This is a genomic window from Marinobacter nauticus (genome assembly GCF_003634635.1).
Classification (GTDB): Bacteria; Pseudomonadota; Gammaproteobacteria; order Pseudomonadales; family Oleiphilaceae; genus Marinobacter; species Marinobacter nauticus.
This window is the reverse complement of sequence record NZ_RBJB01000004.1, coordinates 263,904-280,764: the sequence shown is the minus strand read 5'-3', so window position 1 is coordinate 280,764 and position 16,861 is coordinate 263,904. Positions and strand designations below refer to the sequence as shown.

Here is a 16,861-nt window from a genome sequence, read left to right as displayed (position 1 = left end):
CTCCCGGTTATTTCACTTCCGGCGGTGTCGAGAAAGTGTGATAGGGCGCCGGCGAGGGCACCGTCCATTCCAGCCCTTCGGCACCATCCCAGGGTTTGGCGGCGGCCTTCTCGCCCCCTCGCACACACTTCACCACGATGAACAGGAACAGCAACTGACTGACGCCGAACATAAAAGCCCCGATGCTCGATACCATGTTGAAGTCAGCAAACTGCAGCGCGTAGTCCGGAATCCGCCGGGGCATGCCCGCCAGCCCCAGGAAATGCATGGGGAAGAAAGCCAGGTTCATGCCGATGAACGACAGCCAGAAGTGGGTCTTGGCCAGGGTTTCGTCGTACATGTGGCCGGTCCACTTGGGCAGCCAGAAGTAGGCGGAAGCGAAGATGCCGAAGATGGCACCGGGCACCAGCACATAATGGAAATGCGCGACCACAAAGTAGGTATCGTGGTATTGGAAGTCCGCAGGCGCGATGGCCAGCATCAGCCCGGAGAAACCACCGATAGTGAACAGAATGATAAAGGCCACGGCAAACAGCATGGGCGCCTCGAAACTCAGGGAGCCCCGGAACATGGTGGTGACCCAGTTGAACACCTTCACCCCGGTGGGCACGGCAATCAGCATGGTGGCGTACATGAAGAACAACTGCCCGGCCAGTGGAATACCCACGGTAAACATATGGTGCGCCCAGACCACGAACGACAACAGGGCAATGGCACCCACCGCATACACCATGGAGGCATAGCCAAACAGCGGCTTGCGGGAGAAGGCCGCAACAATGTGGGAGATGGCCCCGAACGCCGGCAGGATCATGATGTACACCTCCGGATGCCCGAAGAACCAGAACACATGCTGGAACAGCACCGGATCGCCACCACCGGAGGCATCAAAGAAGCTGGTACCGAAGTTGATGTCCATCAGCATCATGGTCACCACACCGGCCAGTACCGGCATGACCGCAATCAGCAGGAACGCGGTGATCAGCCAGGTCCAGACGAACAGGGGCATTTTCATCAGGGTCATGCCCGGTGCCCGCATGTTCAGAATGGTGGCAATGACGTTGATGGCGCCCATGATCGAAGACACCCCCATGATATGCACCGCAAAGATAAAGAACGTGGTACTGGGCGGCCCGTAGGTGGTGGACAGCGGCGCATAGAAGGTCCAGCCGAAGTTGGGGGCGCCGCCCTGCATGAACAGGGTGGAGACCAGAATCAGGAAGGCGCAGGGTAGCAGCCAGAAACTCCAGTTATTCATGCGCGGAAGTGCCATGTCCGGCGCGCCGATCATCAAGGGCAGCATCCAGTTGGCTAACCCGACAAAAGCCGGCATGACCGCCCCGAACACCATGATCAGACCGTGCATGGTGGTCATCTGGTTAAAGAACTCCGGCTGCACAATCTGCAGGCCGGGCTGGAACAGTTCGGCCCGGATGACCATGGCCATGCTGCCGCCGAGCAGGAACATGGCAAAACTGAACATCAGGTACATGGACCCGATGTCTTTGTGGTTTGTGGTCAGCAGCCAGCGGCTGATGCCTTTGGCCGGGCCGTGGTGATGTTCCTGGCTGTGGGTATCTGCAACCGCACTCATGAAAACCCCCGTTACCGCCTTCTGATGTGGCTGGTGATTGTTGTTATCTGGCGTTGATTACTGCTGGTTCTTGTAATCAAAAATTTCCTTGGGCGTGACCATATCGCCGGTGTTGTTACCCCAGGCATTACGCTCATAGGTAATCACCGCGGCCAGGTCAACTTCGCTCAGCTGGTTGCCGAACGCCTGCATCGCCGTCCCGGACTTGCCGTTCACCACAATGTCGATGTGAGCCGTCATATCTCCGGTCGCAATCGGGCTATCCTTGAGCGCGGGGAACGCCGGGGGGGCCCCGCTGCCATCCGCCTGGTGGCAGGCCGCACAGGCTGTGGCATAAGCCTTCTCACCACGCGCCATCAATTCTTCCAGAGTCCAGTCTTTCTGGGTCAGCTGGCGTTCTTTCTCGGCTGCCTCGCGCTGCTCCGCCACCCAGGCGTTGTATTCCTCTTCCGGCACCGCCTCGACCACCACCGGCATGAAGCCGTGGTCCTTGCCACACAGCTCGGTGCACTGGCCACGGTAAATGCCCGGCTCATCCACCCGGGTCCAGGTTTCATTGATAAAACCGGGGATGGCATCTTTCTTCACGCCAAACTCCGGCACCCACCAGGAGTGGATTACGTCATTGGCGGTCAACAGAAAACGCACTTTCTTGCCGACTGGGATCACCAGCGGGTTGTCCACTTCCAGGAGGTAGTTTTCACCCTTGGCCTGGCGGTTCTCGATCTGGTCCCGGGGTGTGGACAGGCTGGAGAAGTAACCAAAATCTTCATTGATATACTCATACTGCCAGCGCCACTGATAGCCGGTAACCTTGATATCCACTTCGGATTCGGTGGTGTCGTACATCTCCACCAGCGTTGCCGTGGCGGGAATGGCCATGGCCACGAGAATGGCGAACGGAATGATGGTCCAGAGAATTTCGACCACCGTGTTCTCATGGAAATTGGCCGGTTTCGCGCCCTGGGATTTGCGATGGGCGAAAATGGACCAGAACATGACCCCGAACACCACCACACCGATGGCGACGCAGATCCAGAGAATGGTCATGTGAAGGCTGAAAATCTGATTACTGGTGCCGGTTACACCGGGCGTCATGTTCATGGTCCAGTCGGCCACGACCACAGCCGGTGACAACAGACCAGCGGCTAGGGCTACTGCCCGCTTGGCATGCACGCGCATACTGTGTCTCCACAGAGTGTTATTCTTGTCGGATTTTGCGTCATCCCTCAGAAATTTACCGATGGCACTCGCAACCGTCGGAAATCCCCGAGTGAAAGCCTGCTTATGGATACATCAAAATTGAGTATAGACACAGATCAAAAAAAGACTAAAAAATCCTTAAATCCAAATAAGATAAGTGCAGAGTTTTGAGAAGCATAAAGAATAAGCAGCGTGCGCCCGGCATCATTGACCGACGCCTGTGGGCACTGGCCTGGCCACTGATGCTGACCAATCTCACCGTGCCCCTGCTGGGCCTGGTGGACACCGCCGTGCTCGGCCATCTGCACAGTCCGGAATTCCTGGGCGCGGTCGCCGTGGGCGCCAACCTGTTCAGCATTCTGTACTGGACCTTCGGCTTCATGCGCATGGGCACCACCGGTCTGGCGGCGCAGGCCTGGGGCAAACGGGATGCCTTTGCTCAGGTCGCGCTGCTATTACGCTCAATCCTGCTGGCCATCGGCATCGGGCTGTTACTGATTCTGTTCCACCAACCGTTGATCCGGATCGGTCTGGAGCTGATGAATCCCAGCCCTGAGGTGTCGGCTCTGGCCGCAGAATACGCGGCCATCCGTATCTGGAGTGCGCCCGCGGTGCTGTGCCAGTACACCCTGGTGGGCTGGCTGATCGGCACCCAGTTCCCCCGCGGCCCCATGGTGATGCTGATCATCGCCAACGGCATCAACATTGTGCTGGACGTGTTCTTCGTTACGGTACTGGGCTGGAACAGCCGGGGCGTGGCCATGGCCACCGTGATGGCGGAATACGGTGCTGCCCTGATCGGGTTTGCCATCGTGCTCCGGAGGATGCCCGAAGGCCAGCGACTGACCCGCGCGCTGTTCGGACAGTTGGCAGACTACCTGACCATTCTGCAGGTGAACCGTTACATCATGGTTCGCACCATTGCCCTGCTGCTGGTACTGGCGTTTTTCACCGCTCAGGGTGCCCGGCAGGGGGATATCATCCTGGCCGCCAACGCCGTGCTGATCACCTTTTTGCTGGTGATTTCCAATGCCCTGGACGGATTCGCCAATGCTGCCGAAGCTTTGGTGGGTGAGGCCATTGGCCAGAACAGCCGGCACCGGTTCCGCATGGTCTTCCTGAGCGCCCTGCGCTGGTCGATCTGGGGTGCGTTGCTGCTGACCGTTGCGTTCGTGCTCGGCGGTCGCTGGCTAATCAGCCTGCTGACCGGTCTGGAGGAGGTGCGAACTACCGCCTGGCAATACCTGCCCTGGCTCTGGCTGCTGCCATTTGCCTCGGTCTGGGGTTTTCTGCTTGACGGTGTGTTCATCGGCGCCACCCGCACCCGGGAAATGCAGAACACCATGCTGTTTTCAGCGCTGGCTGTGTTTCTGCCGGTCTGGTGGCTGACCACCGGGTGGGGCAACCACGGACTCTGGTTTGCGCTCATTACGCTGATGCTGGCGCGAGCCGGAAGCATGGGCTGGTTGTGCTGGCGCTATACCCGCGAGGACCGGTGGTTTGATGCCCGCTGAAGCCTGCTATACACACCGTAACCGTTAAATTTGCCAGTACAGGCAGCAAGGCAACAAATCTTGGCTACACTAGTCAGAAACGGCAGGCATGTTGCGGTAGCCAGCCCCTGCTTTCCTGCCTCCGGTTACTCCTTGATAGAACGGGAGGCGCCTTGCGACCTCACATTGTTCAGACTTCGGCATCTCCTGAAATGACACCACAGGCCGTCCTTGAAATCATCGATCAGGCAAGGCGCCAGGAAGCACGATCCGGCGCCTTCTTACGCCAGATGAAAGAGAAAGCCGCCCGGCTGCCGGGTTCGGTGGTGGTGGATGGCTATCAACCGGCAACGTCCCTGTTCCAGTTCGCGGTGGAATACATCGAGATGGCGCCCAGGCTGGTGGAATGTGTTGACGCCTGTGCCCGGGAAGCCGGCATAACCGAACTGTTCCAACCCTTCATTGATGCCGCTACCCGCTACTTCACCCAGCCCTCAGTACTGCTGGTCCGCTACGATGGCCTGGACGGGCTGCTCATACGCGCTTACCTGTGCCACCGGTTGATGGAAGAAATGCACGATAACAACCGCTCTACCCGCGCCAGCGAACTGATTGACCTGGAAGCCACCCGGGCCAACCTGTTGGTGCACGAGCTCATTGGTGAACCCTTCGCCAATGAGCTGGACGATGCCATTACCGTTACCGTACTCCAGATTGCCGGCACCCCGGATTACTACGACCTGGACCTGGAACCCTTCATCGACCAGGTCAATAACCAGGCCTGGGACTGGATGCGACAGTACTGGGAAAACCTGCTGGAGCGGAACCACATCCGCTTCGCCCTCGGGCCGTCGTGCTGAGTTTAATAACAACACGTCACTGAATTGCCTCCGGAAAACCAGTATTCTTGCCCTCCCGAACAACACTGAGGAGGCCAAACGTGCTGGATAATGCCGATCTTGGAAAACTGATTGTACGGCTGACACTGGGCGGGTTACTGCTGTTCCACGGCATCGCCAAACTGCTCAATGGCATTGGCTTTATCGAAGGCCAGCTGGCCAGCCATGGCCTGCCCACGATCCTGGCCTACGGCGTCTATATCGGGGAAGTCATTGCACCGCTGATGGTTATTCTCGGATACCAGACCCGGATTGGCGCCCTGATCATTGTCTTCAACATGATCGTTGCCATCGCCCTGGTGCATGGCCATCAGCTGTTGACCCTGAGCAGCAATGGCGGCTGGGCGCTGGAACTTCAGGGCTTCTTCCTGTTCACCGCACTGGCGCTGATTTTCCTGGGGCCGGGCCGGTACAAGCTCAAGAACTGAGGTCAGCCGGTGGTGGGCGCAACCGCTTTCGGGTGCCAGACCACCACCCGGTTGCGCCCATCAGACTTGGCGGCGTAGAGCGCCTCATCGGCGCGGCGAATCAGTTCCTGACAATCGGATTGCCGGTTGGGGGTCAGTGTCGCCACACCCAGACTGATGGTCAGGCTGACCGGCGACATATGCTCGCCGCTGTTGACCGGCGTTCGGGCGACCGACAGCCGCATCCGTTCCGCCACCTGCTGCGCGCCGGCCACATCCGTGGTGGGCAGCAGAATGGCGAACTCCTCACCGCCGTAACGAGCCACCAGGTCCCCAGAGCGCTGGACTTCATCGGACAGAATCGAGGCCAGCGCCACCAGGCAATCGTCCCCCACCAGATGACCGAAGCGGTCGTTCACCTGCTTGAAGTGGTCAATATCCAGCAGAATCAGGCTCAGTTCATGCTCGTGACGCAACGCCCGGTTCCACTCGGTTTCCAGTTTCTCATCAAACCGGCGCCGGTTGGCGACGTGAGTCAGGCCATCGGTCAGACTGATGGCCCGCAACTGCTCGTTTGCCTGCTCCAGCTCCTCGGTGCGTTCCCGAACCCGGGATTCCAGGGTCAGGTTGGCCTGGCGCTGTATGTCCAGGGCATGCTCCTGGGCCTGTTGCCGGCGCCGGCGTTCCATGTTGATCCGGTAGGCCAGGGCAAACGACAGCAAGATCACCTCAACCGCCACCCCGGCCTGGGGCGCCAGTTCGGTAAACGGGCTGCGCGGAATCCAGCCCAGCTTGCTGACTGCCAGCACCAGGTGCCCCAATAGCAAGGGCGTCCAGGCAAGTACATAAAAGCCGCCCAGGATCTGGCCCCTGCGCCAGACATTGATACCAATCAGCCAGGCCACCGGGGTCGCGAACGCAGCCAGATTGCTTATCCAGATAATGCCCACCTGGTAAGAACCGAGGAAACCATAGATCAGACCCAACAGGTTGACCGCCAGCAGTGCCTGAAGAATCCGATAACCCCAGCGCGAGTAACTCTTGACCAACAGGAATTTCATGGTGAAAACAATGGCCGCAATCAGCGCGGCACTGACCACCGGCACAGTGAAGTAACGGTTGATCCACGGCACGTCAGGCCAGAACCACTGGAACAGCAGGCCATTGAAGTTGAGCTGCACGGCACCGGAACAGACAACTGTCAGCACATACCAGAGATAGGTCTGGTGGCGGACAATCAGGAACAGAAACAGGTTATACAGGGCCAGGGCGACCACGATTCCCAGGAACATGGTCTGCCAGCCATAGGAAATCTGCTCGTTGGCAAGAAATTCGGCGGACGGGGTTACCGCGACGGGAACCTGAACCGAGCCCTGGGTCTGCACACGAATCCAGGCCGTGACCGGCTCGGTATTGGACGGTACCAGAAAGACGAAATTGCGGTGCACAATCGGCCGGCTGTCGAACGGCCGGGTGTCCCCGGTGTGATGGGATTCGATAATCCGGCCATCCAGTTCCCAATACACCGACACTTCATCGAGCAGGGGATAGCCCACTTCCAGAACCCGGTTGACGGGTTGCGCCGGTACCCGTACCTGCAACCAGAATTCGTCGTCACTGAATCCCCGGTTCAGGGTCTGGCCGGCCGGAACCGTCTGCCACTGGTCAGGGCCGATGGCGCGGATCGCCTCGACATCCCTGGCCCCCTGAGGTACCGACAACCATTGGAAGGATACCGGCTCGGCATGGGCAGCAGTGAAGGCCAAGCACAGCAGCAAGGTAAGGAATATGCCTGTTCTGCGGGAAATGCGCCCGTTCATTCTTGTCTGTAATTTCCGGCCCGGGGTGCTTGAACTACACTGTTGTGTTCTGATGGGAAACACCATAACCAACCGTGCTTCACAAACAGTGTAGACGGATATCCGGCTCAAGTCCGACGAAATTAAGGGGTAAAGCCCCGCTACCACCAGAGAGGAAGACATGCCCGAACGCAGACACACGGTTCAGCCCGGCCGCTACCGGCACTACAAAGGCAAGGACTACGACGTGATCGGCGTGGCCCGCCACAGCGAAACCGAAGAGCCGCTGGTGGTCTATCGCTGCCTGTACGGCGACCATAGTCTATGGGTTCGCCCGCTCCCCATGTTTCTGGAAACCGTCGATGTGGCCGGCGAACAGGTTCCCCGTTTCATGCGGGTTGAGGACGAGTAACGGTTACACAACCGTTTTGACTGCGGCGGCCATTTCCTGCACATTAGCGCACTTTTCGTGCTGCCGGCGCCCAAAAGGTGCCGGTATTCCCTAGATTCCTATCCGGAGTTTGCCATGAATGCCGTAGTTGCCGCGGTACTGATCATGCTCGTACTGAGCCTGTGCCGCATTCACGTTGTTGTTGCCCTGATCATCGGCGCCATTTCCGGTGGCCTGGTGGCAGGCATGTCCCTTGAAGATACCATCAATGCCTTCAATATCGGCCTGGGCGGTGGTGCCACCGTGGCCTTGTCCTATGCCACCCTGGGCGCGTTTGCCGTCGCCATCGGAAAATCGGGGCTGGCCCACGCCCTGGCCGACAAGGCCCTGGCCATGGTGGGCCGGCAGGATGAAGGGGGCGCTGCCACCGGCATCCGGTTCATGATCATCGGTCTGCTGCTGGCCATTGCCGTATCGTCCCAGAACATCCTGCCGATTCACATCGCCTTCATTCCGCTGGTCGTGCCGCCACTGCTGTACGTGATGGCGAAGTTGAACATGGACCGCCGGCTGGTGGCCTGCGTGCTGACCTTCGGCCTGATCACGCCTTACATGTTCCTGCCGGTAGGCTTCGGCGGTATCTATCTGAACGAGATCCTGCTGGCCAATGTGGCCGACAACGGCGTTGATGCCAGCAACCTGAACGTCATGTCTGCCATGGCGCTGCCGGCACTGGGCATGCTCCTTGGCCTGCTGGTTGCGGTCTTCTTCAGCTACCGGGGCGGTCGCGGCTATGACCTCAAGCGTATCGAACAGACCGAGCGTGTGGATGTGAAATACAGCCCCAGAACGCTGGTGATGGCGCTGGTCGCCATTGCCGTAGCGTTCGTGGTGCAACTCTGGCTGGGCTCCATGATCCTGGGCGCCCTGGCCGGCTTCGTGCTTTTCAATGTCTCTGGCGTGGTGAAGTGGAAAGAAGCCGACGACCTGTTCACCGAAGGCATGAAAATGCTGGCCATGATCGGCTTCATCATGATTGCCGCCAACGGCTTTGCGGAAGTGATGCGGGAAACCGGCGAAATCGCCACTCTGGTGGAAGGTTCGGTCGCCGCCATAGGCGAGAACAAGGCGCTGGCAGCATTGCTGATGCTGGTGGTGGGCCTGTTGATCACCATGGGCATCGGGTCATCATTCTCCACCATCCCCATTATCGCCGCCCTGTATGTGCCACTGGCGCTGCAACTGGGCTTCAGCCCCCTGGCCATCGTAGCCCTGGTGGGCACGGCGGGTGCTCTGGGCGATGCCGGCTCTCCGGCATCAGACTCCACCCTCGGCCCCACCGCCGGCCTGAATGTGGATGGCCAGCACAACCACATCTGGGACACCGTGGTGCCCACGTTCCTGCACTACAACCTGCCACTGCTGGCCTTCGGCTGGCTGGCCGCCATGGTGCTCTGAGGCACCGGCGACGCCCTCGGTTTGCCGCCGGCCGAAGACGGCCAGGCAAGCCGGGGGATCAGTCTTCTGAACCGGACTTGAAGAACACCACCTGTTTTACCGTGTGATCGTCCTTGTTGTCGCGCTTGTTCACCCGGGTCTCGATCTCCGGTGCCGCCGGCTGCTCCTGATCGGACATGGCATCGGTAAACCCACATGCCACACATTCGCGCACCTGCTCACCGTGGTCATCGGTAAACATCATGATCTTGTCCATCTCCGCACAACGGGGACAGACAGCGCCGGCGATAAAGCGTTTCGGACTCGCCATAATTCAACTCCAGATAAGTCACCCGATGGCCAGTACGACCACCGGGCGTGTTTGTATCAGGCCGCTTCGTCCGTAATGCCGGTCTGCTTCAGCAAGGCATCCACTTCGGGCTCCCTGCCCCGGAAGGCCTTGAACAGCTCCATGGGCTCCTGCGAGCCGCCTTTCTCCAGAATGTTGTGCAGGAAGGCCTTGCCGGTTTCCGGATCAAAAATACCATTCTCCTCAAACAGCGAGAACGCATCGGCCGCCAGCACTTCCGCCCACTTGTAGCTGTAATAGCCCGCCGCGTAGCCGCCGGCGAAAATGTGGGAGAAAGCATTCGGAAAACGATTGAACTCCGGCGCCTGAACCACGGCAATCTCTTCCCGCACTGTCCGGTGCATGTCGAGCGGATTGGTCGGCGCCTGCTCGCTGAATTCCGCGTGCAACCGGAAATCGAACAGCGAGAACTCCAGCTGCCGCACCATGGCCATCCCGGACTGGAAGTTCTTGGCCGCCAACAGTTTCTGCAGCAGATCTTCCGGCAGCGGTTCTCCGGTTTCATGGTGACTGGCAATCAGCGCCAGCGACTCCGGATTCCAGCACCAGTTCTCCAGGAACTGGCTGGGCAACTCCACCGCATCCCAGGCCACACCGTTAATACCCGACACATCCATCACCTCGACCTGGGTCAGCATGTGATGCAGACCATGACCGAATTCGTGGAACAGGGTGGTGACTTCGTCGTGAGTCAGCAATGCCGGCTTGCCGTCCACCGGTGGCGTGAAGTTGCAGGTCAGGAACGCCACTGGCAACTGCAACCGGCCGCGCAAATCGCGCCAGCGCACCCGGCAGTCCGCCATCCAGGCACCACCGCGTTTGCCCTGGCGGGCATAGAGGTCAAGGTAGAACCAGGCAATCGGCTCGCCGTGGCGACTGATACAGTAGGCTTGGGCATCTGCGTGCCAGGTTTCCACCTCTGGATGGGCTTCGATCTGAACATCAAACAGCTTCTCTGCCACCCGGAACAGGCCCGGTACCACCTTGTCCACCGGGAACCAGGGGCGCAGGGTTTCCGGGGAAATATCGTAACGCTTCTGGCGCAGCTTCTCGCTGTAATAACCCACATCCCAGGCCTGAAGATCCTCGACGCCGTATTCGTCTTTCACAAATGCCTTCAGCTCGGCGAACTCCTTCTCCGCCTGGGGCTTGGATTTGGCTGCCAACTGATTCAGGAACTCCATCACCTCATCGACACTGCGGGCCATCTTGGTGGCCAGCGAACGCTCGGCGTAGTTGTCAAATCCGAGCAACTGGGCGAGGGCATGGCGACGCTTGAGAATCTCAGCCATCACCGGGGTATTATCCCACTTCGCGGCATCCGGGCCCTGATCTGACGCCCGGGTAACAAACGCCTCGTACACTTCCCGGCGCAGGCTGCGGTTGTCGCCGTAGGTCATCACCGGATAGAAACTGGGGAAATCCAGGGTAATCACATAGCCGTCCAGCTCCTTCTGCCGGGCAGCCTGCTTTGCGCCTTCAATGGCCGTCTCCGGCAGGCCGGACAGCTCATCCACATCGGTGATGTGCTTGTACCAGTGCTGGGTGGCGTCCAGCACGTTATCGCTGAACTTGTTGGACAGTTCCGCCAGCTCCCGGGACAGTTCCGCGTAACGCTTTTTCTTGTCCTCAGGCAGATCCACACCACCGAGCCGGAAATCCCGCAGGATGTTGTCGATGGACTTGCGCTGGGATTCGCTCAGGTTGCGGAAATCGTCGCGGGCGGCCAGCTTTTTATAGGCCTCACACAGGGCACTGTTCTGGCTGACTTCAGTACTATATTCGGTCAGCTTTTCCAGACAGTTCTTATACACTTTGCGCAGGTCATCGTTGTTCATCACACCGTTCAGGTGAGAGATCACCGACCAGGCGTTGCTCAGCTTGTTTTCCAGCTCCTGCATCGGCTGGGCCAGGGTTTCCCAGCTGGGATCCTCCTGCTGGGCCAGCGTCTGGATCTTCATCCGGTTCTCGCTGAGAATCTGGTCTATGGCCGTTTCCATGTGCTCGGTACGGATATGGCCGAACTTCGGCAACAGATCGTCAGTCAGTAGCGGGTTATTCATAGGTCCCCTTCTCAGCTGTCTAGGTTTAAGTTACTTTCAGGCAACTCCAATCCTTGGGGGAGTCTTTGGGAGGGGGCTTTCCAAAAATTTGCGGAGCCATGGATGGCGGAGCAGAAGCGCCACATGGATGTGCCGCAGGAGCGTTTTTTGGAAAGCCCCCTCCCAAAGACTCCTTGCTCCCAACTCGAGTCCAATCAAAAGGTATATGTAATGGCGAATGTACGAACTCACAAGGGTATCACACCACAATTTGGCGAACGCACCTGGGTAGACGACAGCGCCGTGGTCATCGGAGATGTACAAATGGGGGAGGATTGCTCGGTCTGGCCCATGACCGTAATCCGAGGCGACATGCACAAGATCCGCATCGGCGACCGTTGCAGCATCCAGGACGGCTCGGTGCTGCACATCACCCACGCCAGCGACTACAACCCCGGCGGCTGGCCGCTGATCCTGGGCGACGACGTGACCGTTGGCCACAAAGCCCTGCTGCATGGCTGCACCATTGGCAGCCGGGTTCTGGTCGGCATGGGCTGTACCGTGATGGACGGCGCCGTGGTGGAAGATGAAGTCATTATCGGCGCCGGCACCCTGGTACCGCCAGGCAAACGCCTGGAATCCGGTTACCTGTATGTGGGCTCCCCGTGCAAGCAGGCCCGGGCCCTGAGCGACAAGGAAAAAACGTTCTTCAAATACACTGCCGCCAACTACGTCAAACTGAAAGACGAATACCTGAATCCCTCGGAATAAAAAGCAGCGGCAAGGCAGCCTTGCCGGGAATCAGTTCCCGGCCGCTGCTTTTTTTTGTGCGCCGGCGTTTTCCAGGACGCTGGCATACTCTGCACTACGCCGGTGGCGGGCGACCCGATCCAGAATGGTTGCTCCGTGTTCGTCTTCAGCATTCAGGTCACGACCGGCTTCAACAAAGAAGCTGATAAAGCGCTCGAAGTCTTCGGCCCGCATAGATTCATAAGCCCGACTCAGCACGAAGTAATCGGCATTGATGCTTCGGTCCCAGGGGGTCAGGTCGAGATAGCTCTTTACCCGCTCGTCACTCCATTCCTCACCAATGACTTTCGGTTTGTCCGGTCCGCTCATGCTGGCATCTCCTGCTGTGTGCAATTCAGGGCGCACAGTATAAGGTTTTGAATGGGCAGAGGTTATATGAATCCACTATGAGTATCTGCGCTGCGAGCATAAGGAGAACGGAGATACCGGCGTCTCAGGGCAGGATTTCCACCGGCAGGTCTGCGGTGGGCACTTCATCACTGCATTCGGGGTTACGGATGGCGATTTCCACCCGGCGGTTCATGGCGCGATTTTCCGGGCTGGTGTTAGGGGCCAGTGGACGGGTCTCGGCACGGCCCGCGGCAACGACCCGCTCGGCGGGGATATCCCGGTTGAGTACCAGTTCATGCACCACCGAGACCGCCCGGGCAGCAGACAGGTCCCAGTTTGAGCGGTACTGGCTGCTGGAAATCGGTCGATCGTCGGAATGCCCGGAAACCACCACATCCCCGCTACAGGCGGAGAGGACACTCACCACACGCTCGATGATCGGGATCATTTCCGGCTTGATGGTGGCGTCGCCAGAGCGGAAGGTCGCTTCCTCCGAGAACCGGATAACCACCTGATCCTCGTCGTAGTTCACATGCAGGGTTTCGGAAGCTACTTCCTCTTCCAGTTCCCGAACCAGACGCCCGGCCAGGTCCAGCACACCGCCGGGTATCTGCCGGGTTTCCGAGCGCTCGGTACGCTCATCAATAAACTCAGGTTGTTGTTGCAACGATTCCGACGGTTCGGGCAGCGAGACGGTATCCGATTCCACCAGGGTAATAGGGGAGCCACCCACGTCCTCCGCCATCACGTTGCTGGAACCAAAGGCCAGCGACATGGAGTTGGCCATGGCCCGGTATTTTTCCACATCCATTTCGGCGAAAGACAGCAGCAGAATAAAAAACGTCAGCAGCAGTGTGGCCAGATCGGCAAACGTCACGATCCAGTCCGGGGTGCCTTTCTTGCCCCGGTTCTTTTTCAGTGGCCGTGCCGGTTGCAAACCTCAGGCCTCCCGCTCGGGTTCGAGGTTGGTGCGGTGTTCCGGAGACACATAGGAAGACAGCAGTTCGGTCATAACCCTGGGGTTTTCACCGCGCATGATGCTCTTGATGGAGGTAATGATCAGCATCTGGTTACGGGCATCGTCTTCCGCCTTCAGCTGCAACTTGTCGGCCAGGGGTAACGCCATCAGTTGGGCAATGAATGCGCCATACAGGGTGGTCAGCAGGGCAATGGCCATGGCCGGACCAATGGAGGAAGGATCATCAAGGGTATTGAGCATTTGCACCAGACCCACCAGGGTACCCAGCATGCCGATGGCCGGTGCCGATTCGCCAATGCCGCGGAACACCCTTTCCGCCACTTCGTAGCGTTCGGCGGTCTGCTGGCTGTCCTGCAACAGGGCCTCTTCTACCAGTTCCGGCGGGTGGCCATCGACACAGAGGTTGATGGCTTTCTGCAGGAACTCGTCCTTGGTGTCATGGTTCTCCAGACCCAGAATGCCCTCCTTGCGAACCACCCGGGCCAGCACGCCCACTTCCCGAATCAGTTCCGCCGGGCGCGCCAGCTTGTCCGTAAAGGCCGCGCGGAATGCCAGCCGGAAAGCACTCAGCACGGAGGGCATGCGGAATTTGATCAGGGTAACGGCAAACGTCCCACCGAGTACGATGGCCAGGCCTGGCAGGTTCAGAAAGGTAAGCACGGTTGCATTCGCCAACATGGCGAGCAACACAATCAGGGTTCCGGCTAGCAACCCGACAAGCGTAAGAATATCCATAACTGACCCTTATCGACGGCTCGGCTGCATCGCCTGCCTCAGTCTGTTCTCAGTTCCTCGATGACGGCCGAGGTTTCCGGGCGAACGCCCCGCCACACGAAAAAAGCTTCGGCAGCCTGTTCCACCAACATACCCAGACCGTCAAACACGCGTACGGCGCCATGATCCAGGGCCCACTGGTTAAACGTGGTGGTCTGCAGAGAATACATCATGTCGTAAACCACGGTATCTGCGCCGATCACATCTGCCGTAATGGCTGGCAAGTCGCCCTTCAGGCTGGCGCTGGTGCCGTTGATCACCAGATCAAACGGTCCTTCGACCTGCTCAAAACCACAGGCCGAGAGTTCAATGCCACTGTGTTCCCGGCCAAACAGCCGGGCCAGCGCTTCGGCCCTGGCGACAGTACGATTGGCCACAACCACACTGGCGGGCTGCTCGTCCAGCAGAGGCCCGAGCACCCCGCGCACCGCACCACCAGCGCCCAGCACCAGTACTCGCGCGCCCTTCAGAGGCACACCATGGTTGTCCCGCAGGTCGCGAACAATACCCACACCATCTGTGTTATCGGCCACCAGCTGGTCTTCTTGATCCAGATAGAGAGTATTGGCGGCACCTGCCAGCTCGGCCCGGTGAGTCCGGTGCTCGGCCAGGGTCCAGGCCTGTTCCTTGAACGGCACCGTAATGTTCAGACCCTTGCCGCCGTGGTCAAAGAAGTGATGAACGGTGCCGGCGAAATCCTCCAGCGGCGCCTGAATCGCGGTGTATTCCACGGCCTCACCGGTCTGTTGGGCAAACAGGCTGTGGATACGGGGTGATTTGCTGTGGCTGATGGGGTTGCCCACCACGGCATACAGATCGTTAGTCATTACGTTCCTCCAACCAGTCACGGCCGGTCAGAAAATACTCGGTCAGCCGGGCTTCCTCAGTGCCTGGCTCCGGACGGCGGTCGTAATCCCAGCGCACCAACGGGGGCAGGGACATCAGGATAGACTCGGTCCGGCCGCCCGACTGCAGTCCAAACAGCGTGCCCCGGTCGTACACCAGGTTAAACTCGACATAGCGGCCCCGGCGGTAGAGCTGGAATTCCCGCTCCCGTTCCCCCCAGGGCTGATCCATACGCCGGCGCACAATCGGCTCGTAGGCCTCAATGTAACTGTCGCCCACGGCCTGCATAAAGGCAAAGTCACGGTCGAAATCGCCGGTGTTGTAGTCATCAAAGAACAGCCCGCCGACGCCCCGTGGCTCCTGCCGGTGTTTGAGGTAGAAATAGTCGTCGCACCAGCGCTTGTAGTCCGCGTAGACGGAGTCACCGAATGGCTGGCAGGCTGCCTTTGCGGTGCGGTGCCAGTGCACGCAGTCTTCCTCAAATCCGTAATAGGGCGTGAGATCATAGCCACCACCGAACCAGTACACCGGAGCGCTGTCCTCCGGCGTAGCGATGAAAAAGCGCACGTTGGCATGAGAGGTGGGCACGTATGGATTGTTCGGATGAATCACCAGCGACACCCCCATGGCCTGCCAGGGCGCGCCCGCCAGGTGAGGGCGGTGAGCCGTGGCAGACGCTGGCATGGTCTCGCCCATCACGTGGGAAAAGTTAACGCCGCCCTTCTCGACAACACCACCGTCGGCCAGTACGCGGCTGATACCGCCACCGCCTTCCGGCCGCTGCCAACTGTCACGGATAAACGATGCCTGGCCATCGACCGCTTCCAGCCGCTGACAAATGCGCTCCTGAAGACCGATGAGGTAGTCCTTGACGGCCTGGATATCCGGCTGCTGTGACATGAATTCTCCTAGCGAAACTGTTGACCGGTAACAATATCAATAATGCGACTGGGCTTGCGATTGCCGCCCAGCGCACCGGGGACAATACGATCTAGGCGGTCGCCGAAATAGCGCCGCACCTGCCAGATGGCACGGGCCGGCTGACGCCCCGCCGGATTGCATGAGGTACTGACCAGCGGCATACCCGTCGCCTCACACAAGGCCCGCACCACCGGATGATCACTGACCCGAACGGCAATGGAACTGTGTTTGCCGCGGACCCACTCCGGCACCTGCTGGTTTACGTCCGGCAACAGACAGGTGACCGGCCCTGGCCAGTGGCGCAGAGCTTCGCTCTGAACGGCGTCGGGCAACGGATCCAGCAGGAAACGCACCTGTTCAACCGAGGCTGCCACCAGTATCACGCCCTTCTCCATGGGCCGCTGCTTGAGCTCAAGGATGTATTCGACCGCCTCCCGGTTCCAGGGATCGCACCCCAGTCCCCACACCGCTTCCGTGGGATAGGCGATTACCCCGCCTGCCAGTACCGTCTGGCGGGCAAGAGCCAGTTGAAGAAAACTCGGAGAAGATGTATCCGCCATCAGATATCG

Annotated in this window: 17 protein-coding genes; 6 read left to right on the top strand and 11 right to left on the bottom strand. The window is 59.3% G+C overall.

The annotated features are described in order from the left end of the window. Positions 1–7: 7 nt before the first annotated feature. Both ctaD and coxB read right to left on the bottom strand, forming a co-directional pair. Positions 8–1,591: a cytochrome c oxidase subunit I gene (ctaD, locus tag C7436_RS12670; RefSeq protein WP_011783643.1), complete on the bottom strand. Its 1,584-nt coding sequence runs from the start codon at positions 1,589–1,591 to the stop codon at positions 8–10. Positions 1,592–1,648: 57 nt separating this feature from the next. After that, complete coding sequence (coxB, locus tag C7436_RS12665) at positions 1,649–2,773, bottom strand: cytochrome c oxidase subunit II (RefSeq protein WP_121208043.1); 1,125 nt, start codon at positions 2,771–2,773, stop codon at positions 1,649–1,651. A 188-nt stretch (positions 2,774–2,961) separates the two neighbouring features. Between coxB and C7436_RS12660 the strand changes: the two genes are divergently transcribed. From C7436_RS12660 to C7436_RS12650, 3 genes are all read left to right on the top strand, one after another. Then, entirely contained in the window at positions 2,962–4,308 is a 1,347-nt protein-coding gene (locus tag C7436_RS12660; RefSeq protein WP_121208042.1) for an MATE family efflux transporter, read from the top strand. A 191-nt stretch (positions 4,309–4,499) separates the two neighbouring features. Continuing rightward, positions 4,500–5,147: a hypothetical protein gene (locus tag C7436_RS12655; RefSeq protein WP_031211724.1), complete on the top strand. Its 648-nt coding sequence runs from the start codon at positions 4,500–4,502 to the stop codon at positions 5,145–5,147. 80 nt (positions 5,148–5,227) lie between these two features. Then, positions 5,228–5,614 carry a DoxX family protein gene (locus C7436_RS12650; RefSeq protein ID WP_014420036.1) on the top strand — a complete coding sequence of 129 codons (387 nt, stop codon included), beginning with the start codon at positions 5,228–5,230 and terminating at the stop codon, positions 5,612–5,614. Positions 5,615–5,616: 2 nt separating this feature from the next. Here C7436_RS12650 and C7436_RS12645 read toward each other — a convergent pair whose 3' ends face one another. Next, positions 5,617–7,413: a sensor domain-containing diguanylate cyclase gene (locus tag C7436_RS12645; protein ID WP_228198135.1), complete on the bottom strand. Its 1,797-nt coding sequence runs from the start codon at positions 7,411–7,413 to the stop codon at positions 5,617–5,619. A 160-nt stretch (positions 7,414–7,573) separates the two neighbouring features. Between C7436_RS12645 and C7436_RS12640 the strand changes: the two genes are divergently transcribed. Both C7436_RS12640 and C7436_RS12635 read left to right on the top strand, forming a co-directional pair. Continuing rightward, a complete protein-coding gene (locus C7436_RS12640; protein ID WP_011783637.1) occupies positions 7,574–7,804 on the top strand; it encodes a DUF1653 domain-containing protein in 231 nt (76 codons plus the stop codon). Positions 7,805–7,918: 114 nt separating this feature from the next. After that, entirely contained in the window at positions 7,919–9,241 is a 1,323-nt protein-coding gene (locus C7436_RS12635) for a Na+/H+ antiporter family protein (RefSeq protein ID WP_121208041.1), read from the top strand. Between the two features lie 58 nt (positions 9,242–9,299). Here C7436_RS12635 and C7436_RS12630 read toward each other — a convergent pair whose 3' ends face one another. Continuing rightward, positions 9,300–9,551, bottom strand: a complete 252-nt coding sequence (locus C7436_RS12630; protein ID WP_011783635.1) for a YheV family putative zinc ribbon protein — start codon at positions 9,549–9,551, stop codon at positions 9,300–9,302. Between the two features lie 56 nt (positions 9,552–9,607). Further along, on the bottom strand, positions 9,608–11,653 hold the full coding sequence (prlC, locus tag C7436_RS12625; RefSeq protein WP_121208040.1) for an oligopeptidase A: 2,046 nt from the start codon (positions 11,651–11,653) through the stop codon (positions 9,608–9,610). A 210-nt stretch (positions 11,654–11,863) separates the two neighbouring features. On the opposite strand from prlC, the gene C7436_RS12620 reads away from it, so the two are divergent. Further along, on the top strand, positions 11,864–12,403 hold the full coding sequence (locus C7436_RS12620; RefSeq protein WP_014420031.1) for a gamma carbonic anhydrase family protein: 540 nt from the start codon (positions 11,864–11,866) through the stop codon (positions 12,401–12,403). Positions 12,404–12,433: 30 nt separating this feature from the next. Here C7436_RS12620 and C7436_RS12615 read toward each other — a convergent pair whose 3' ends face one another. The 6 genes from C7436_RS12615 to C7436_RS12590 all read right to left on the bottom strand — a co-directional run bounded on the left by C7436_RS12615 (position 12,434) and on the right by C7436_RS12590 (position 16,852). Beyond that, entirely contained in the window at positions 12,434–12,751 is a 318-nt protein-coding gene (locus C7436_RS12615; RefSeq protein WP_121208039.1) for a PA4642 family protein, read from the bottom strand. A 124-nt stretch (positions 12,752–12,875) separates the two neighbouring features. Further along, positions 12,876–13,709: a flagellar motor protein MotB gene (locus C7436_RS12610; protein ID WP_121208038.1), complete on the bottom strand. Its 834-nt coding sequence runs from the start codon at positions 13,707–13,709 to the stop codon at positions 12,876–12,878. 3 nt (positions 13,710–13,712) lie between these two features. Then, positions 13,713–14,486 carry a motility protein A gene (locus C7436_RS12605; protein WP_011783629.1) on the bottom strand — a complete coding sequence of 258 codons (774 nt, stop codon included), beginning with the start codon at positions 14,484–14,486 and terminating at the stop codon, positions 13,713–13,715. 38 nt (positions 14,487–14,524) lie between these two features. Then, entirely contained in the window at positions 14,525–15,352 is an 828-nt protein-coding gene (gene aroE / locus C7436_RS12600) for a shikimate dehydrogenase (protein WP_113879410.1), read from the bottom strand. Beyond that, positions 15,345–16,271, bottom strand: a complete 927-nt coding sequence (hemF, locus tag C7436_RS12595) for an oxygen-dependent coproporphyrinogen oxidase (RefSeq protein WP_121208037.1) — start codon at positions 16,269–16,271, stop codon at positions 15,345–15,347. The genes aroE and hemF overlap by 8 nt, the downstream gene beginning before the upstream one ends. Positions 16,272–16,279: 8 nt before the next feature. After that, the gene (locus tag C7436_RS12590) at positions 16,280–16,852 is read right to left on the bottom strand and encodes an L-threonylcarbamoyladenylate synthase (protein ID WP_121208036.1); all 573 of its coding nucleotides are present in this window, start codon (positions 16,850–16,852) and stop codon (positions 16,280–16,282) included. Positions 16,853–16,861: the final 9 nt, after the last annotated feature.

Bases quoted from the DNA above. Each gene is read 5' to 3' on its own strand.
- C7436_RS12635 (WP_121208041.1), top strand. From the start codon at position 7,919: ATGAATGCCGTAGTTGCCGCGGTACTGATCATGCTCGTACTGAGCCTG.
- C7436_RS12615 (WP_121208039.1), bottom strand. From the start codon at position 12,751: ATGAGCGGACCGGACAAACCGAAAGTCATTGGTGAGGAATGGAGTGAC.
- aroE (WP_113879410.1), bottom strand. From the start codon at position 15,352: ATGACTAACGATCTGTATGCCGTGGTGGGCAACCCCATCAGCCACAGC.
- C7436_RS12640 (WP_011783637.1), top strand. From the start codon at position 7,574: ATGCCCGAACGCAGACACACGGTTCAGCCCGGCCGCTACCGGCACTAC.
- ctaD (WP_011783643.1), bottom strand. From the start codon at position 1,591: ATGAGTGCGGTTGCAGATACCCACAGCCAGGAACATCACCACGGCCCG.
- C7436_RS12620 (WP_014420031.1), top strand. From the start codon at position 11,864: ATGGCGAATGTACGAACTCACAAGGGTATCACACCACAATTTGGCGAA.
- prlC (WP_121208040.1), bottom strand. From the start codon at position 11,653: ATGAATAACCCGCTACTGACTGACGATCTGTTGCCGAAGTTCGGCCAT.
- C7436_RS12605 (WP_011783629.1), bottom strand. From the start codon at position 14,486: ATGGATATTCTTACGCTTGTCGGGTTGCTAGCCGGAACCCTGATTGTG.
- C7436_RS12590 (WP_121208036.1), bottom strand. From the start codon at position 16,852: ATGGCGGATACATCTTCTCCGAGTTTTCTTCAACTGGCTCTTGCCCGC.
- coxB (WP_121208043.1), bottom strand. From the start codon at position 2,773: ATGCGCGTGCATGCCAAGCGGGCAGTAGCCCTAGCCGCTGGTCTGTTG.
- C7436_RS12645 (WP_228198135.1), bottom strand. From the start codon at position 7,413: ATGAACGGGCGCATTTCCCGCAGAACAGGCATATTCCTTACCTTGCTG.
- C7436_RS12630 (WP_011783635.1), bottom strand. From the start codon at position 9,551: ATGGCGAGTCCGAAACGCTTTATCGCCGGCGCTGTCTGTCCCCGTTGT.
- hemF (WP_121208037.1), bottom strand. From the start codon at position 16,271: ATGTCACAGCAGCCGGATATCCAGGCCGTCAAGGACTACCTCATCGGT.
- C7436_RS12655 (WP_031211724.1), top strand. From the start codon at position 4,500: ATGACACCACAGGCCGTCCTTGAAATCATCGATCAGGCAAGGCGCCAG.